This window comes from Helicobacter sp. MIT 14-3879, assembly GCF_003364125.1.
Window position 1 is genome coordinate 79483 of the sequence record NZ_NXLP01000005.1, and the last position, 19767, is coordinate 99249.

A 19767-nucleotide genomic window follows, 5' to 3' on the forward strand; every position below is an offset into this window, starting at 1 on the left:
AAAATCCCATATTATTTTTTAAAGGGTTATAAATGGAATTAGAAACACAGATGTCAAATACCTTAAGATTCCTCTCTATTGATATGATTGAAAAAGCAAATAGCGGACACCCTGGTGTTGCTATGGGCTTATCTGACATAATAACTATATTTTCAAAACATCTAATACATAATCCAAAAGAGCCAAAATGGATTAATAGAGATAGGGTAGTTTTTAGTGGTGGACACGGAAGTGCATTAATTTATAGCTTTTTGCATTTATGTGGATATGATATAAGTTTGGAAGATTTAAAGAACTTTAGAAAACTAGATTCTAAAACACCCGGACACCCTGAATATGGGCTTACAAGTGGTATAGAAATAACTACAGGACCTCTAGGGCAAGGTGTTGCAAATGCAGTTGGCTTTGCTATGGCTGCTAAATATGCTGCAAATTTACTATCAAATGAGATTATCAATCACAAAGTTTATTGTTTCTGTGGTGATGGTGATTTACAAGAAGGAATTAGTTATGAGGCTTGTTCACTTGCTGGGGTGCATAAATTAGATAATCTAATTTTAATATATGATAGTAATAATATCACTATTGAAGGAGATACTAGCATAGCCTTTAATGAAAATATAAAAATGAGATTTCAAGCACAAGGATTTGATGTATTAGAAATTAATGGACATAACTTTAAAGAAATAGATTATGCATTCAATACCGCTAAGACTTCTACAAAGCCTTTTTTAATAATTGCAAAAACTAAAATAGCAAAAGGTGCACTAGAGCTTGAAGGTAGCCATAAATCACACGGAGCGCCATTAGGAAGTGATATTATTAAAAGAGCAAAAGAAAGATGTAATTTTAGTAATGGATGTTTTACAATACCATCTAGCGTAAAAATAGCCTTTGAAAGTAGTATAGAAGTGGGTGATATGCACTATAAAATATGGCAAGATAAATTAAATAAATCTAGTAAAAAAGAGCTTTTAAATGAACTATTAAATCCAAACTTTGATAATATTACTTACCCAATATTTCAAAAAGACATAGCAACTCGCTCTTCAAATGGAGAAATACTAAATGCAATTAGCAAAAATTTAAAGGGCTTTATTGGAGGAAGTGCTGATTTAGCACCATCAAATAATACTTTATTAAAAGATTCTGCTGACTTTCCAAATGGGGCAAACTTACATTTTGGCATAAGAGAACACGCAATGGGGGCTATTATAAATGCCTTTAGTGTATATGGAATATTTATTCCATATTGTGCTACTTTTTTCGTATTTAGTGATTATATGAGTCCTGCTGTTAGAATTGCAAGTATTAGCAAACTAAGAGTATTTTACATTTGGACTCACGATAGCATAGGTGTTGGTGAAGATGGAGCAACGCATCAGCCAATAGAACAATTAAGCCATTTTAGAGCTATGCCAAATCTGCTTGTATTCCGCCCTGCTGATGCTAATGAAAATATAGAGTGTTGGAAAATAGCACTAAAGCAAAACTATCCATCTGCATTTGTGCTAAGTCGTCAAACTCTTCCTTTATTAAAAAGCAATGATTGTTCTAAAGGTGCGTATATAATAAAAGATCCTAGCAAAATTAATATTATTTTAGTTGCTAGTGGTAGTGAAGTGCATTTAGCCTTAGAAGTTGCAGAAATGTTAGAAAGTCAAAATATAGGAATTAGAGTTATTAGCACTCCTTGTTTTGACTTATTACTAAAACAAAATAAAAGTTTTATAGAAAGCTTGTTTATCCCAAATATCAAGGTTGTAGCCATAGAAGCTGCAAGAAGCTTAGAGTGGGAAAAATTTGCAGATATAGTTATTTCAATGAATAGTTTTGGTGCATCTGGTAAAGGTGAAGAGGTATTTAATAAATTTGGATTTAATAAAGATGATATTATAAAAAAGATTAAAGAAAATATATGAATTTATTTGTATTTTCATCAAATAGAGCTTTAGCTGAATTATACAACAATAATAATTTTGAATTTTTACCTGAGGCAAAGAGTATTAAAGAGTTTTTTGATGATATTATAATTATTCCAAATAAAACTAAGATTCCAAAATACCTAAGGTCTATACTACTATGGAATGCTACTTATAATATAGAAATAGAAAATCTTGGTTTTGATAGAGCATTTTTAAGATTTTTAGAGAATTCTACATTCTTATTAAACTTTTTTGATGAATTAGAATCTAGTATGGTTAATATAGATGATATTGATATTAGTGATACTTATGGCGATTATAGCGACCATTTAAGGATACTAAATAAAATATACAAAGTTTATTTAAAAAAAATAGAAGAGTTAAACTTATATGATATAGGCTATAAATTTAATATAAATGAAAAATATCTAAAATATTATAAAAATATTTTCATTAATATTGATGGAGTTCTATCTAGCAAAGATTTTCACATACTAAAAGAAGCTTCAAAATATACAAATATAAACATTAGCTTTTCTTATAGCAAATATAATGCTTTTATGTTTGATAGGATACTACCAAATAAATTAGAAGAAAACACAAAATACACTTTAAATATAAATAAATTTGAGATTTTAGATAGCAAAAAACTAACTCACACAAACCCTAAGATTAATGTCTATGGCTTTGAAATGAGGATAAATCAAGCCCTCTTAGTAATAGCAAAGATAAATGAGTGGCTTAAAAATGGATATGAGAGTATTGCTGTTATTGTGCCTGATGAGGAATTTAGCAAATATCTACAAATATTTGATATTAAAAGAAATCTAAATTATGCTATGGGAATTAAAAACATTGCCTTAATTAAAAAGATTAAGAAAATAAGAGAAGTAATAAATATTAAGGAATCTAAAATATTAACAAATACACAACACAGCAATATAGAATCTAATTCTATAATCCTAGATGCTACAAAATCAAAACTAAGAAATGTGCTTTCCTTGATAAACTTGGATAATGAATTAGAACTTTTAGCAATAGAAGGTATATTTGAAAATTTATCTTATGATGATATATTTGAATTTTTACTCTCAAATATAGATAATATTGATGATAACAATGGTGGCAAAGTAAAAGTAATAGGGGTATTAGAAAGTAGGGGTGTGAGTTTTGAGAGAGTGATTATTGTAGATTTTAATGAAGACTTAATTCCAAAATTAAATAATAATGATATGTTTTTAAATACAAATATTAGAAAACATACTAAAATACCTACCTTAAAAGATAAAGAGAACTTACAGAGGCATTACTACTACACCCTAATACAAAATGCAAAAAATGTAGAAATTGCTTTTTGTAAAAATAAACTTCCAAGTAGTTTGCTAAATGAATTGAAGTTTGAAAGTAAAGATGGTGATGCTATTTGGAGATTTTTCCCAAAAGAGATTAATAAAACCTATAAGGAAGAAATATTTATAGCTAAAAATACGAGATTTAACCTCTCTGCATCTTCATTAAAAATATTTATGGAATGTAAATTAAAGTTTTATTTTAAATATATTTGCAATATTAATAATAATGAAGAAAAAGAAGAAAATGATAGCTCAATACTTCATAATATATTTAAAAATCTAGGAGAAAATTTTGATGTATCAAAACTACCTAATTTAATAAAAGAATTCACCAAAAAATATAAAACTAGCAAAAGACTTGATATAGAGATTATTAAAAATAATCTACAAGAATTTATAAAAGAACAAACACAGGCAATAAAAAATGGCACAAAAATAATTGCTCAAGAAGTAAAAAAAGAGTTTAGTATGGGTAATTTTAACTTTTTGTGCTATATTGATAGGATTGATAAAATAAATGATCAAATATACATCATAGATTATAAATTAAAAAAAGATTTTAATATTAAAAATGAAACTTATCTGCAATTATTAATCTATAAAAAAGCCTTGCAAAATGAATATGATAATATAACTTGTTTGTATTATGATTTATATAAAAACAAAAAATATATTATGGATTCTAATGATGAACTAGAGTGCGAGAAAGCTTTACAAGAAAGCCTTAATGAACTAAATGGTGAAATAGAATTTAATAAATGCGAAGATAAAAATATATGTAAATATTGTGATTATAAATATATTTGTAATAGATATTAATATTGTAGATACTATTTCAAAAAAACCCATTTGTTAAAAAGTCTAAGGTAGGGTTCTATATCTTATAAGATATAGAATTAATTTTATTCTGTTACCTTTATAATTCTATCATTTAGAGGTTTAACATCTCTTGCATTAGAATGTAGTATATTTTTAAAACTATCGATTTGTTTTTTAGAGATTTCAACTTGATTTTTCATTACAATCCACTCAACATCTTCAGAACAAGGTGGTGTTGTTAAGCTTCCTATAAATTCATAATAACCTCTATCTTTAGGCAATAAATCATCTATAATAAATCCTTCAAATTTACTTGTTTTATTAATAGACTTTGGTGTATCTTTAATAATTTTGGCTAATGCTTTATTATCTTTACCCTCTTTAAAAAGCACACTAACCACTAATAATTTTCCATCTTTATTTTTATGGACAAGATGAGCTTCAAGCGGATAAATAATGCCATCAATTTGGTTTTCAGAATGTGTATGAAAGTGGAATTGATTGAGCTCATAGGGAACATCATTAAATGTAATAATATTTCCTGAATTAGTATTAATCTGAATAGAATGTCCATTATTAACAATATCTTTAGTAGTATTGCTATAACTAAACTTTACATTATTTTTTGTTTTTAAAGCATTAGCAGTAATAATATTGATAGGTGTTTGTTTATTTCCATTTTTGCATAATTCAAAACTACTATCCAAATCTCCCCAATTTTTAGGACCATTTTTATCACCATACCCCCAATGTGCATGAACATCAGCATATAAAGTGGCACTAAACAAAGCAAAAATAGCAAAAGCTATGAATTTATTTTTTAGCATTAATTTCTCCTAATTTGTAATTTGTTTCAATAAAAAGTTTATTGCAAAAGTATTAAAATTTTTATTATAAAATATAAAGAGATACTTAATAAACTTAACTAATATGAGAAAAATAATTTAAACTATCTTAATCTTTTTATTATCTTTTTAATTGAGCTAATAAAGTATTCTATATCATTAAAATTATGACTATAATGTAAGCTAACCCTAAGCCACGCTGGTTTTAGTGATACTAAGTTAATATCTTTTATTTCATCTTTATTTAATAAATAATGCCCATAAGGTCCTGCACAGCTACATCCTGCCCTAGTCTCAATACCATAATAATAAGATAATTCATAAGCTAAGTCATAAGGAGAAATAGAATCTACATTAAAACTAATAATAGGTAAATAGGAGGCATCACAATCTATTCCATATATTTCTATTCCTTCAATTTCTCTTAATTCTTCAAGCATAATCTCATATAACACCCTCTCTCGTCTTTGTATAAAGTCTAATCCAACCTCATTTCTATACTGATATGCTAATACAGCTTTAAATAGCTCTAAAATAGGGGGTGTTCCAGAATCCTCTCTTTGTTCTATATCATCAATATAATAATGATAGTTTGCAGAGGCATATTTTACACTTCCTCCACCGCTAAATGTAGGAGGAAGCGAAGTGTCAAAAGAATTTCTTTTAATACATAGAATTCCACAACTACCAATACCTCCTAAAAGCTTATGTGGAGATAAAAAAGCATTATCAAATAAATCACAAGAAACATTATTATGTGCAGAAATTGCTGCTAAATCAAAAGCTATATCTATATTTTTTGTTCTAAGTTTGCTTGAGATTTGCTTAAATGGTGCTATAACTCCGCTAACATTTGAAGCGATATTAATAGATGCAAAAGAAATAGAATTAGAATCTAAAATTTCTTGCATAGAATCTAGAGATATTATTCCATTATTATTTAATGGTATTTTTAAACATTCACAAAAACCCTCTCTTAAGCTAATCTCATTTGAATGATGTTCATAAGGTCCAATTAAAATTTTTGGCTTCTCTAGTTTAATTTTTAAGGCTTTTAATTTATCATTTAGCATATTCTTTAATAAAGGGGAGATATAAATACCTTTTATTTCCTGATATTTTTTCATAGCCCCACTTGCACCATACCCACTAGGAATTATAAAAAAATCCTCACTTAATCCTAGTAATTCTTTTAACTTTACTTTAGCTTCTAAATATAACTCTGAAATAAATTTAGCATTCCTTGAGCTATTAGAATGAGTATTAGCATATCTTCCTAAAATATTCTCCATTCTCCTAAGTATGCTCTTAGATTCTAAGCCACTTGCAGTCCAATCAAAATATAATGTATCTTTTTGTAAAATAATATCATCTCTAACAAAGGCTAATAAGTCGCTATCATCAAGCAATGGTCTAAAAAAATTATTATTCACAAAAACCTCTAAGAAAATTGAATATTTTTAAGTTTTATAAAGATAATATTTTAACAAAATAATTCATAAGGACAAGGTTTGAAATACTATATCAACTTTATAAAATCAAAAAATCTATCCAAGAATCAGTTATTCTTAAGTCTTAATTGCTCTCTCCAAGAAGGTAAAATTCTACAATATATGTCACAATGTTTGCTTGAAAATCAAAATAATTTCTTAGTTTCAAACATCATAGAAAATGTTTTTAATAAAAAGTCTCTAGAAGCTACAAACTACATATATCACATAAAATCTCTACTAAATTTAGAATACCTATATCTAACAAATGATATTAATAATAGTGAGATTATGCTCTTAGAGTTATTAAATAGCTATGTTAGTTTAACTCCAAGTTTTTTAAAAATCCTAGAAAATGGTAAAAGTGACTTTAACTTGCCAACTATCACACCCTATAATGATGACTTAGATTATCTAAAAGATGAATTTTTAAAAATTAATCTTTTAAAAAAACTTGCATTTTTAAGAAGAACAGAAAAAGATAATTCTAAAATATATACTAATATACAAAATAATCTAGATTCAATTTCTAGCTGCATTACAAAGAGGCTTGAAATAACTGACAAAAAACTAAATATCATATCTTTCCTAAAACCATATTCATTAAAAGTAGAAGAAAAAATAGTATTTTTTGCACTATTAAAAGAAGAATACTACGCAGAAAATGAAAGAATGCGTGAAATTAACGCACTAATTGAGCTAATAAGCAATGATGAATATTCAAAAATAAGCAATAAATATATTTTTGATGAAAAAAGCACATTAATACAAAATGGACTTATTGATTATGATGAAGATATTTTAAGCCCATTTGGTGGAACAATAAGCAAAAGTTTTTATATCCCTGCACAAATATTGCAAAAAATAATTCACCCAAAGATTCAAAGAAAATCACAAAAATTACTAATAAATTCTGTAATTAAAAATCAAGATATTTTTGAAATAGTCAATAAAAAAGTATCTATTAAAGATATTGTTCTCCCAGATAAGACAAAAGAGACTTTAGAATTATTAATTAAACAGCTAGATTTAAAGGTTATAAATATGCTAAAACAATGGGGGATAAAAGATAATAAAAGGGGTATTGATGCTAAGATTATATTTTATGGAGCCCCTGGAACGGGTAAAACTATAACTGCATACGCATTAGGAAATGCTCTAAAAAAACCTATTCTTAGTCTTGATTGCTCAAAAATATTATCAATGTATGTTGGAGAAAGTGAAAAAAATGTTAGAAAAATCTTTGATACATATAAAAATATAACTAAAGATTTAAAAAAAGATGCAATTTTACTGCTAGATGAAGCAGACCAATTCTTAAGCCAAAGAAGCACACTGGGTAATAGTGTAGATAAAATGTATAATCAAATGCAAAATATATTTTTAGAACAAATTGAAAAATTTGATGGAATCTTAATTGCCACTACAAATTTGCTTGATAATATAGATTCTGCTTTTTCAAGACGATTTAATTATAAAATTGAAATTGCAAAACCAAATTTTGAACAAAGAATTAAAATTTGGAAATATCTCCTGCCAAAGCACGCAATATATCAAAAAAATTTTAATATAGAAAAATTAGCTACTTTTGAACTTACAGGGGGACAAATAAAAATTATTATAAAAAATACTGCATACAAAGTAGCTACGAAAAATAATCCAATATTTAGTAATGATGATTTTATAATCGAAATTAAAAAAGAGTTAGATTCTAGTTTTGATAATACAAAATCAATGGGGTTTCTAAAGTAATTTAAACTTAATTAAATACTCTATTAAAACTATTACTTATCTCTTTTAGCTCTACAATATAACAAGAACCTAGCTTTTTAATGCTATGATAACTGTTATTTATTAATACTTTAGCATTCCTAATTTGCTTTTGGCTAAAATTTTTTCTCCAATTTAGACAATATTTATCATAAACCTTATATGGCATTTTAAGATGAAGTAATGGAGCATAGCTCCAATCCCAACTTGTTTTAATCATAATCTTTGGAATTAATCTATCTGCAATTTCTCCATAGGTATTTATAAATTTTATTGTAGGATAAGCCATTCCAATAGAACCTTCTAATATAACAATCATATCTTTATTGTTAATATTTATTAAATCTCTTAATAGCAATTCACTCCTAAAGTGCAAATATTGGCTTTGCTTTTGCATTGCATTACCATATGCGTTTGCAAATACTATTAAATTAAATACTATCAAAATTACAAGGAGTGAATGATAGAATCTAGGTTTTATTGTTATTGTTATACATAATAATGCTATAAATAAACCTATACCAATAAATGCTCTAGGTTCAAAAAGAGGCTTTTGTAATACTGCATATACGCCATAAGAAAATAAGATTCCAAATATTATAAATTTAGTAGATAACAATAATGATATTAATTTGTGCTGATTGCTTAATGATGCAAAGCTAAAAATAAAACAAATCATAAGCACAATGCAGAGGATAAAATATTGAGTATTAAATAAATCTAGCAATAAATATTTTAAATACAAAATTAAATTATTTATACTACCTAACAATAAGTTAGCCACAATCTTATCACTAACATAACTATCAAATGGTATCATAATAAAGAATTTAAAAACTAAACTTGCTGCAATAAAGCTAAAACAAAATATAAGAAAAAACAAAACCCCATTTTCTCTAACTAAACAAAAATAAATACTAAAATAAATTCCAAGCACAATATAAATACTATTGCTAGCTTGATAAGTAATATACATAAGAATTAAGCAAATAATACTAGATATAGCAAATAAGATTCTTTTATATACAAACAAAAATGGGAAAATTGCAATAAATATCGAAAATGCCATAAAAAAACTATCAAATTTATATGACATATTTTCTAAAAAATAAGGACTAAGCCCTAGAGGAATTGTTGATATTATGCCAATTATTGAAAACTTATTATGAATAATATAAAGCAATATCATTCCACTTAAAACCAATAGAATAATTGCAAGAAATTGACTAAAAGGAGAAATATCTACAAAATCTTGAAATAAAAATAAAGCCTTATATAAAAATGTAGCAAAAAATCTACTAAAATGATCCCAAGATGAAAAACTAATTATAGATACATAATAATCATCAATATAATAAATATCTGCCCTAATTAGTGCATATAAACCAATATAATAAATCAAAAAGCCAATTATAAATACTTTTAAAAAATCCTTTTTTGTAAAAAAGCCTAATACTATGTTTTTATAATCATCAAAAATAATTATAAAATTACTTTTCAAAAATCACCTTTTAAATTTTGTAATTAAAATCTTCTTACCAAATTCAACCCCGGGTTGATTATAGGCATTAATATCTAATACTTTACCAGCACAAGATGTTAATAATTCATAATACATTATCAAACTACCAACACTCTCTTCATTTAACTCTTTAATTTCTATATGGTCTGTTGGCACACCCTCTTTTTGTATAGCCTCCATTGTAGAGAGTTGTTGTTTTTGAAGAAGTGAAGCAAAACTAACACCATTAACAAAATCACAAGAATCTAAAAATTTCATATTTATCTTTGGTATTTTTGGATTTTCATAGCTCTTTTGATGTAAGCTTAAGAATGTAACAGTCTTATCCATAACACCCTGCACAATTAGCTGTAAAAACGAATGTTGATCAATACTTCCAATTAAAGCTATTGGGGTTAGAGCTGTTTTTCTTCCAAAGCTATTTAACTTACCTAAACTCTCACCCCAAAGCTGAACATACCAAGCATTAAAATCCTTAAAAACACTAGAATATGAAAATAAAATATTTATATGAAATTTATCTCTATTATTTCCAAAAAATATTGCCTTTTTTAAAATATGATCTTCTTTGCGATTAAAAAAACTATTTGATAATTTCTTAGCACCACTTAAAATATTCTCAACCCTATATCCAAGAATACTAAGAGGTAAGATTCCAATAGTGCTAAGAACTGAAAATCTACCTCCTATGTTTGGATTAATACAAAATGTTGTAATATTATTTAAATTACCAAAAGATTCTAAGGGAGAATCTTTATCTGTAATAAAAATTAGATGTTTTTTATTATTATGATTTTTTAGCAACTCATAATGTTTTAAAACATATTTCATAAGTGAGAGCGTTTCAATAGTCTTACCTGATTTAGAAATAACAATAAAAAGAGAATTTTTTAATTTTATTTTTTTTAGGGATTTTTCTATTTTGATAGGATCTGTATGTTCTAAAAATTTTAGATTTAAATCCCTACGATATTGTAAATGTGATAACATAGAATCTATTGCTTTTAGACCAAGAGAACTACCACCTATACCAATTATTATAAGATTTGAAATACTACTTAAAAAAGCATTGTTTGTTTTAATATACTTCCTAGAATCTAATATTGCCTCTTTATCATAAGGAAGGTTGTAATATCCACTAATATTTTTATTTCTTTCCTCACAAATTGCTTTAAATAAAGCGTTAATAGCCTCTTTTGAAACATTATATTTATTTGATGATTTTGCAAAATAATCTTTAAATTTAATCATTGCTTACATATACACTCAAATCTATCAATCTAGAGCTATAACCTAACTCATTATCATACCAAGCAAGAATCTTTGCATTATAATCATCTATAACTATTGTTTTATCAGGAATAAAAATAGAGCTAATTTTACAACCTATAAAGTCACTTGAAACAAGTTTATTTAAGTCATTTTTAATCAAATTAGGATTAGCTTTTTCTGCATTTAAAAAGGCATTATTTATAGATTCTACACTCACTTTTTTCTTAAGCCTAACTGATAAATCAACTAGACTAACATTTGGTGTTGGGACTCTAATAGCCAATCCATTTAATTTACCATCTAATTCTGGAAAAATTTTACCTATTGCCTTTGCTGCTCCTGTGCTAGTTGGTATCATATTTAAGGCAGCTGCTCTTGCACGACGCAAATCTTTATGTTTAACATCAAGGACATTTTGGTCATTTGTATAACTATGAATTGTAGTCATAAGTCCAGATTCTACGCCAAAATTATTATGTAAAACTTGAATTAATGGTGCAAGACAATTTGTAGTGCAAGAAGCATTTGACACTATTGCTTCACCTCTGTAAGATTTATGATTTATACCATAAATATACATAGGCACATTATCTGCAGGAGCAGAAATAACTACCTTTTTAATATTGCCTTTTAAGTGGGCTTTTGATTTATCAAATGAGTTAAATTTTCCTGTACACTCAATAACACATTTTGCATTTCCAAAATCAAGATTATCTATATTTCTATCACTTAACACCCTAACATTTTTACTACTTCCAATAGAAATTGTATTATCATTTACTTTTTTTATAGAAACACTAGGTCTATGAATTGAATCATAAGATAAAAGATGAATTAAAGTATCAACATCTGCTGTGCTATTAATAGCTACAAGTTCAATATCATTTCTCTCTCCAATAAGTCTAGCAGTGCAAAGCCCAATTCTTCCTGTCCCATTTATTGCAAACATACAAACACCTCTTTTATTATTTTAAAGTTAGACATTGTATAAAAAAATAACTTAAGACTTTATTCTCTAAGGGCTAGGTTTATAAAGCTTTTTATTATAATAACCTTACCATTAATTACAACCTCATCATTTAATTCTAAAGTTACTACAATAATTTCTAAACCAAAAAAATCAATATTATTTAGCATATATTTTATCATTTCTTTTGATTTAAAAGGAGCAATTATATAGCCTATGTTATTACAAATTAAATTAATTTTTTTATCATAAAAAATTGGCTTATTTAAGCTTAAAAGCTCAATAAATAACATATTTTCAAAAGTAGCTAAAAAATTTTTCTCATAGCTAATAATATTTCTAATGCTAAAATCAAAGCAAAATAATTTTTTTGGTGAATTCTGTATATTAAAACTTGGAACTAAATATAAGATTCTACGATTTTGTAAATCTTTAATTAAACTATAAATAGAATCTTTTGAAATTTTAATGTATTTTTTTTTAAAAGATTGATAGATTTGATTTATACTAACACATTGACCTTGAAATAAAAATAAAGAGAATATTATATTTTGATTTTCTTTAAAACTTAAATTTAATAAATCAATCTTTGCTTGTTCTATTCTATGCTCTTTTAGATTAATCAAACTTGGCATACCACCATATTTAAGAAAATTATTAAACAAATGGTTGATACTTTGATTGCTTTTATCAAAACCTATGAATTCCTCAAAATTTAGCATAAGAATCTCTTTGGTATTAAAATTTGAATTACTATATTCATTGATAGTTATTATATTTTCAATATTTGGGAAAATATTGAAATTATGTGGAATGTTATCAAGCACTAAACAATCTACTTTTTTTTCCATAGAAATTTTAAGCAAAGCTTGTTTTATTAAATCTAGTGAATTTCTAAAGTCGTTAAAATCAATATAAAACGGATTTTTAAAATTATTAGCATAATGCAGTGCTATTGATGTTTTACCACATTTTGGAGCCCCAAATATATGAGTTCTTAAAGAAGAGATGCCAAATCTTCTTGGATAAAAACTACTAGCAGCCTTAAGCCTAATATTTGAGGAATCTTCAAGCATACAAATCCACAAGATTGAAATTATAAAACAATTTAAGCATTTCTTAAACGAGCTATTCTTAAAAAATTAAATAATAAAAAAAGATATTTTCTAAAAACAAAAAGATATATCCTAGAAATTTCTCTCCCTATTTTATTTACCTTTTCTTTATTGCGGTCTTTTATAGTGCTATTTTCTGCTCCAGTATCGCTTATTAAAAATGGCTTATAGATTATATTTAGCACATTATGTAAAAAAAACATATCCATATAGTCATCAACGCAGTGAAAAAAATATTTTGCATTTTTAATTAGCTTTTTTGCCGCAATTGGTGTAATATAATACCCCTGTGCTCCAGAAACTTTCTCAAAACTAATAAAAAAATTATCTCTTAATTTAATAGTTTTTTTATCAAATAAATACATCAATCTTACATATTCAAAATTAGAATTATAAATATTAATTATTTCTTTAAAATTATAGGAAAATTCTATATCATCTTCTAATACAATGATTGGAGAATCTAATTCTAAAGCCTTATGCCATAAACTATAATGTGAGTGAAAACAAGCAATTTCACCAAAACTTAAATCTTTACCCTTTATTATTCTAGCCCTAAAACTATCATAATTTAAAATTTCAATTTCTTTATTTCTTATTTTATATGCTGAGGTTGCAGGGAAAAAATAAAAATACAAATTATTCGATTCTACAGAATTGAATTTATCGTAACCTGTCTTAGATTCTACAAATTTTACTCTATCTTCATTAATATAAATATTAAAATCATCTATTTCTTTAATCTTTTTAGTCATAGATTCTTTTCTATCAGTGGAATCTAACAAATTTATTATAAATATTTTAATATCCACAAAATATCTCTAAATTTTATAAATTTGCCTCTCTTAATTCTCTCTCCTCTTCTTCCATTTCTTTTATAATTTCATCATATATTTTTAGAGATTCTATTGCACTTTCCTCATCAATCTTATTTATTACATAACCAATATGAAGCAATACAAACTCCCCAATATTTACCTCTTCATTCATTAAATCTAAGCTTGCCTCTCTTCTAACACCCATAGTATCTAAAGTAGCCATATTTGTTTGTTTATTAATTGATATTACTTTAGAAGGTATTGCTAAACACATTTTTACTCCTTTGAAGTTTTACATTCTTTAATATACTCTATAAAGCTTTTTATTGCAACCTTATCTTTATTATTTAATATAAATAACTTTGCTTTTGGATTAATTTTGGATAAATCATTTTTGACATTTTCTATATTAAAGTTAAAAAATGAAGCAATATCACTTTTAGTAATAACTATAATATCTGCACACAAAAACATACTAGGGTATTTTAAAACTTTATCATCACCCTCTGGAGTAGATAAAAGAACCACTTTTAGGTTTGCTCCCAAATCATAGCTTGCAGGACAAACTAGATTACCAACATTTTCAATTATTAAATAATCTCTTAATTCATTTTTATCTTTTAACTCTAAATATGCTTTTTCAATCATACTAGCTTCTAAATGGCAGGCATCTCCTGTGGTAATTTGATATGCAGGAATTCTTCTTTTTGACAACCTCTGGGCATCTCTATTAGTTTCTAAATCACCCTCAATCACACAAAATTTAAATTCTCTAAATTCTGCCATAGATTCTAAAAGTGTAGTTTTACCACTACCTGGAGAACTCATAAAATTTAAAACAAATACATTATCTTTTTTGTAAATCTTTCTTAATTCATTTGCTTTAATATCATTTTTACTTAAAATTTTTTGTGAAATATCTAATATCAAATTGTTACTCCAAAAATATTTATTCTATTTCTAACACATCATTGTTTATAAATGCACCAATTTGTCCAATTGAAATTCCACTATCATTTGGAGGAATATTGTTGTGCATAAAATATTTAATTTTATGTTTTTTATGTTTTTTAAACTCATAAATAATTCTATCACAAAGAACCTTATTTGCAAAAACACCACCACTAAAAATAACATTAATTTTATACTTTAATGCTATATTAAGAATTAAATCCGTCAATGTATTTATGAATTTTGAGGCAATTAAAGTTTTATAGTTACTTTCTTTTAAATCACAAATCATAGATTTAATCATTAAAGAAAAAGAGATTTCATCATTATTTATTTCATACTTATAGAATTGTTTTATTTTTTTATCATATAAGGATTCTATATATCCTCCACTCTCTCCATCAAAATTTTGATACTCAAGACCGCAAAAAAATGCTATGCAGTCAAAGATTCTACCAATAGAACTTGTTTGTGGAGAATTTATACCCTGTTTATACATTTGATAAAAAATATCTATATTTTCAAATTTATGTTTTAAAATAGAAGGTATATCATTATCATATACGCTAAATAAAACTCCTAATGCTACTTTTTTAATATCTTTTATAGCATTATCACCACCAAGAAGTGGGAAATAACTAAAATGCAAGATTCTTTTTAAAGTATTATTTTGCTTAATAAAAAACTCTCCTCCCCAAATTCTTTGTATGTCTTTATCTTCACCAAGACCTGTTCCATCAAAAATAACACCTAAGATATTATCACTATTTAATAAATTATTATCTACTAAATTACTATAAAAATGGGCTCTATGATGATAAATCTTATAAATCTTTGCATTATATTTTTTAGCCAAATTACTAGCTATCTTAGAGCTCTCATATAAGTTATGACAATCCCTTAAAATTATATTTGGAGTTAAATTATATGTTTTTAACAAAAATTCTATATTTTGCTGCATTCTAAAAATTACATCTATGCTATTTAAATCCCCAATATATGGCGAAATAATGATATTTTTTTTATAAAAAATACTAATTTGACTCTTTTGATGTGCCCCAAGTGCCAAAATAACATCATTGCTATAAAAATTAGTTTTTAAAAATAATGGATAAAGTCCACGACCTGAGCGAAGTAAAAGTGCCTTATTATCACCTAAAATCACTTGCAAACTATCATCAATAACATTAAGAATTTCTCTATCATAATCAAGCAAATAATCAAAAATATGTCCTATTTTTTCAAATGCTTCATCTTTATCTTTAATCAATACTCCATTACTAATATTTGCAGAAGTAAAAATAAGAGGTGTTTTGCGATACTTAAAAATTAATTTATGAAGCGGACTATAAGCAATAATTACACCAAAAGTATTTAGATTAAAAGATAAATTATATGGAAACTTTATTTTTGGATTCTTAAGTAGAACAATAGGAGAGTGAGAGGATAAAAGTAAATTTTCTTCAAATATGCTAATATCAAAATATCTCTTAACTTGAGTAATATCTCTAAACATAATAGCAAAAGGTTTTCTCTCCCTCTTTTTTCTCTCTCTTAAAATACTAATTGTCTCAAAATTAACACTACAAAGTAAATTAAAACCACCTATACCTTTAATTGCTAGAATCTTATTTTGAGATAATAATAAAGATAACATTTTAAAAATATCACTACTAAATTCATTATTAAATTTATCATATATTTTAAGATTTATACCGCATTTATTACAGCTATTTGGTTGTGCGTGAAATCGCCTATCTAAAATATCATCATATTCATTTTTACAAGATTCACACATTATAAATTTATTCATCGATGTTCTTTCCCTATCATAAGGAAGAGAATCTATTATGCTATATCTGGGACCACAATTTATGCAGTTAATAAATGCGTAATTAAATCTTTTATTATTTTTATCATTTAGCTCTTTTAAACATTCTTTGCATATTGATAAATCAAGAGGAATAGCAGAATCTAAAAAACATTCATTTGTATTATCACTTTTTTTAATAATAAAATTGTAGAAAGTGTTTTTGAGTGCTATTTTAGATATTTTAATATCGCTTATCTTTGCATTTTTTGGAGGTGAATCTTTAATATCACTAATAAAATAACTAATCTTTTTAGAATCTTTATGTTGGGCTAGTATTAAAAGATTAGAATCTACATTTTTTACATATCCTTTAATATTATATTTTCTAGCCAAATTATATATAAATGGACGAAATCCAACTCCTTGAACAATACCAAAAATAGTAATTTCTATACTAATCATAAAATTAACCTATATAAAAATATAATTATAAACTCCTTTTAAGCTTATTTTGCTTAGGATATATAGCCATTTATTTTGAAACTTTGAAATGGTATGATTTTGGATTATATCCTATTAAAATTTATTTTGGAGAATATGGTGAAAAGTGTTTATGTAGGGAATATGTCTTATAGTGCCACTAAAGAACAAATTAGTGAACTATTTAGCAAGTTTGGAGAAGTGCATTCAGTAAAAATTATTTTAGATAAAGAAAGTAGAAAACCAAAGGGATTTTGTTTTGTTGAAATGGATGATAATAATGCGCTTAATGCTATTGAGGGATTAAATAATGCAGAGTTTTTAGGAAGGAACTTAAAAGTAAATGAAGCTAAAAACAAAAATTAATACCACCTCTTTAGATACTTCTTTAAAAAGAAGTATCTACCAAACTATATTTACTACTTAAATAAAATTCATCTCTAATATCTTTAATTATATTTATAATGCCATATAACAAAAAAGGAATATTTAAGATAATGAAATCTTTTACTTTAATATTTGCAGTATTTATAGGATATTTACTTGCAGATATATCAGTTCCAATAAGCAATCTACCACAAAATGCACAAAATTTTATAAAAAACAATTTTGATGCAAATATCATTCACATAAAACAAAGTGATGATAATTTTGAGATTCTATTATCAGATGGACATCAAATAGAGCTATCATTAAGTGGTGAATGGGAAGAAATAAGAAGATATATTGGAATAGAAACAAAAGCACTTCCTGAAAACATCACACTAATAATAAAAAATAATTTCCCAAATATGAAAATTTTAAAAATTAAGAAAGAATGGGAGATATATAATCTACAATTAGAAAATAAAATAAAAATTTATATAGATGAAAATGGTAAGATTATAGGGCAAACAACAGACTACTAATCATATAAATACATAAAAATTTCTTATTATAGATGATTATTTTTTGGGTGCAATTTTAAAAATATTAAGAATGCTTCTATTAATATTTTATTATAATTAAAGTTTAATAATGAAAAAGGGAAATTATGTTTATTTACCATTATATTAAAAACCCTCGACAAATGGGTGCTATATGTCAAAGTAGCAAAAGACTTAGCAATGCAATAACAAGTAATATCAATATAGAAAAAGCAAAAAATATTATCGAAATCGGTGCTGGAACAGGGGTATTTACACAAACAATTCTAAGTAAAAAAAATCCAAATGCAAATTTTTTTGCAATAGAAATTAATCCTAAAATGGCAGCAAAATTATCTAACAAAGTAGAAAAACTAGACATAGAAGTAGGTTCAGCAAGTAATCTAACATATATGATGAATAAAAGAGGAATGAAAGGTGCAGATGCAATAATATCTGGAATACCTTGGGCAATGCTTAAAAAAATGGAGCAAAAAGAATTGCTTGAAGAAATATATAATGCGTTAAACAATGGTGGATATTTCACTACCTTTGCTTACATACTACCAACTATCATGGCAACAAACTTTAAAAACCAATTAATTAATATGTTTGGTGCTAATATAAGAACCTCTAAAATAGTATGGCAAAATATCCCCCCCGCATTTGTATATTATTGCAGAAAATAAAAAATAATAAAATAAAAATCATTAAATCTTGTTTTTAAAAAATCCAAAAGAGATATTTGAACTTTAATAGAGTATTTTTCTTAAATTATAGATTTAATAGCTTAATTTAAGGGTTAATAAAATTTTAGATTCTAACATTAATTTAGATTATAGATAAGAAGTTAATTTATAATTCAAACCTGTGCTTTAGTTTTAATACCTTAAATTCCAAAAGGCTTGTATAAGACTCCTTCTTTTGTCATTAAAGGGCAAAGCCCGAAGTATCTCTATTATTATAAAGTGATATTTTATCATTGCAGTATCTCTTATAGAATCTTTAAGATTCTATACTTAGCCTCATTTGTTGGTATCTATTTAATCTATCTAACATCTTTACTTTTGGTATCTATACTTTTAGTATCTATCAAGCTACCTATCCCTTGTATCTATCCATTAGTATCATCAAACATCTATTCCTTGTTATCCATTGGTATCTATTATCGTTATCTATCCAAATAATACCCTAAAATCCTATAAGTTTAGGAGCTTTGTTACTGCTTTATTATCCTATAAACTTCTCATCTCTAAATCCAATTTATGTTATTACTTGTGTAGAGCATACTTTATTGCCATTGCATTTCTCATCTCTAAATCTCTAAGATTATCTATTATCTATCCAAACTAAGCCATTAAGCTACATAATAGGCTTAATTTTTACTTAATTTAACTCTAAATTAATAACACTTTATCTAAAATCCACACCTTACAATCTCTTTCACTCAATTCTAGTAGAGACAAAGAAATACTAGAGAGTTTTAAATCCTGTTATTAGTTTGACTGCTAGAGCTGTAGAGATAAAGAAAGGCTAGAGAGTTTTAAATTTCACGCCTTACAATCCCCTTTCACTCAATCACCCCTTTTTTCATTGACTAATCTTATTGATTAATCTTATTGATTAATCTTATTGATTAATCTTATTGATTAATCTTGGCAAATATGATATTTTTCATAAATCACCCCTTGACAGATACTAAGTATCAGGTCTTATAATTCTC

General features: G+C 25.7%; 16 protein-coding genes. 6 read left to right on the forward strand and 10 right to left on the reverse strand.

Going from position 1 to position 19767, the window contains the following annotated elements; translation table 11 throughout:
• Positions 1-32 precede the first annotated feature (32 nt).
• Positions 33-1922 carry a transketolase gene (gene tkt, locus CQA44_RS05025; protein ID WP_115546197.1) on the forward strand — a complete coding sequence of 630 codons (1890 nt, stop codon included), beginning with the start codon at positions 33-35 and terminating at the stop codon, positions 1920-1922.
• Entirely contained in the window at positions 1919-4096 is a 2178-nt protein-coding gene (locus CQA44_RS05030) for a PD-(D/E)XK nuclease family protein (RefSeq protein WP_115546198.1), read from the forward strand. Before tkt ends, CQA44_RS05030 begins: the two co-directional genes overlap by 4 nt.
• A gap of 83 nt (positions 4097-4179) precedes the next feature.
• On the opposite strand, the gene CQA44_RS05035 is transcribed toward CQA44_RS05030, so the two are convergent.
• Both CQA44_RS05035 and CQA44_RS05040 read right to left on the reverse strand, forming a co-directional pair.
• Complete coding sequence (locus tag CQA44_RS05035; protein ID WP_115546199.1) at positions 4180-4923, reverse strand: carbonic anhydrase; 744 nt, start codon at positions 4921-4923, stop codon at positions 4180-4182.
• A 122-nt stretch (positions 4924-5045) separates the two neighbouring features.
• A complete protein-coding gene (locus CQA44_RS05040) occupies positions 5046-6374 on the reverse strand; it encodes an aminotransferase class V-fold PLP-dependent enzyme (RefSeq protein ID WP_258864906.1) in 1329 nt (442 codons plus the stop codon).
• A 180-nt stretch (positions 6375-6554) separates the two neighbouring features.
• Here CQA44_RS05040 and CQA44_RS05045 point away from each other — a divergent pair, with 180 nt between their 5' ends.
• Positions 6555-8183 carry an ATP-binding protein gene (locus CQA44_RS05045; protein ID WP_309544880.1) on the forward strand — a complete coding sequence of 543 codons (1629 nt, stop codon included), beginning with the start codon at positions 6555-6557 and terminating at the stop codon, positions 8181-8183.
• 7 nt (positions 8184-8190) lie between these two features.
• Here the strand turns inward: CQA44_RS05045 and CQA44_RS05050 are convergent, their stop codons facing one another.
• From CQA44_RS05050 to hypF, 8 genes are read right to left on the reverse strand one after another with little or no spacing between them, the layout of a single operon-like run.
• The gene (locus CQA44_RS05050; RefSeq protein WP_115546202.1) at positions 8191-9702 is read right to left on the reverse strand and encodes a glucosyltransferase domain-containing protein; all 1512 of its coding nucleotides are present in this window, start codon (positions 9700-9702) and stop codon (positions 8191-8193) included.
• Positions 9703-9705: 3 nt separating this feature from the next.
• Complete coding sequence (locus tag CQA44_RS05055) at positions 9706-10974, reverse strand: glucose-6-phosphate isomerase (protein WP_115546203.1); 1269 nt, start codon at positions 10972-10974, stop codon at positions 9706-9708.
• Positions 10967-11944 carry a type I glyceraldehyde-3-phosphate dehydrogenase gene (gene gap / locus CQA44_RS05060; RefSeq protein WP_115546204.1) on the reverse strand — a complete coding sequence of 326 codons (978 nt, stop codon included), beginning with the start codon at positions 11942-11944 and terminating at the stop codon, positions 10967-10969. The genes CQA44_RS05055 and gap overlap by 8 nt, the downstream gene beginning before the upstream one ends.
• Before the next feature lie 59 nt (positions 11945-12003).
• On the reverse strand, positions 12004-13038 hold the full coding sequence (locus CQA44_RS05065; RefSeq protein WP_115546205.1) for an ATP-binding protein: 1035 nt from the start codon (positions 13036-13038) through the stop codon (positions 12004-12006).
• Between the two features lie 32 nt (positions 13039-13070).
• Complete coding sequence (locus tag CQA44_RS05070) at positions 13071-13889, reverse strand: glycosyltransferase family 25 protein (protein ID WP_115546206.1); 819 nt, start codon at positions 13887-13889, stop codon at positions 13071-13073.
• 16 nt (positions 13890-13905) lie between these two features.
• Positions 13906-14169 carry a HypC/HybG/HupF family hydrogenase formation chaperone gene (locus CQA44_RS05075; protein ID WP_115546207.1) on the reverse strand — a complete coding sequence of 88 codons (264 nt, stop codon included), beginning with the start codon at positions 14167-14169 and terminating at the stop codon, positions 13906-13908.
• Between the two features lie 2 nt (positions 14170-14171).
• On the reverse strand, positions 14172-14825 hold the full coding sequence (hypB, locus tag CQA44_RS05080) for a hydrogenase nickel incorporation protein HypB (RefSeq protein ID WP_115546208.1): 654 nt from the start codon (positions 14823-14825) through the stop codon (positions 14172-14174).
• 19 nt (positions 14826-14844) lie between these two features.
• The gene (gene hypF, locus CQA44_RS05085; RefSeq protein ID WP_115546209.1) at positions 14845-17121 is read right to left on the reverse strand and encodes a carbamoyltransferase HypF; all 2277 of its coding nucleotides are present in this window, start codon (positions 17119-17121) and stop codon (positions 14845-14847) included.
• Between the two features lie 138 nt (positions 17122-17259).
• Here hypF and CQA44_RS05090 point away from each other — a divergent pair, with 138 nt between their 5' ends.
• The 3 genes from CQA44_RS05090 to CQA44_RS05100 all read left to right on the forward strand — a co-directional run bounded on the left by CQA44_RS05090 (position 17260) and on the right by CQA44_RS05100 (position 18733).
• Positions 17260-17505, forward strand: a complete 246-nt coding sequence (locus CQA44_RS05090; protein WP_220272143.1) for an RNA-binding protein — start codon at positions 17260-17262, stop codon at positions 17503-17505.
• 131 nt (positions 17506-17636) lie between these two features.
• Positions 17637-18047, forward strand: a complete 411-nt coding sequence (locus CQA44_RS05095) for a PepSY-like domain-containing protein (protein ID WP_181881789.1) — start codon at positions 17637-17639, stop codon at positions 18045-18047.
• A 125-nt stretch (positions 18048-18172) separates the two neighbouring features.
• A complete protein-coding gene (locus CQA44_RS05100) occupies positions 18173-18733 on the forward strand; it encodes a class I SAM-dependent methyltransferase (RefSeq protein WP_115546211.1) in 561 nt (186 codons plus the stop codon).
• Positions 18734-19767 lie beyond the last annotated feature (1034 nt).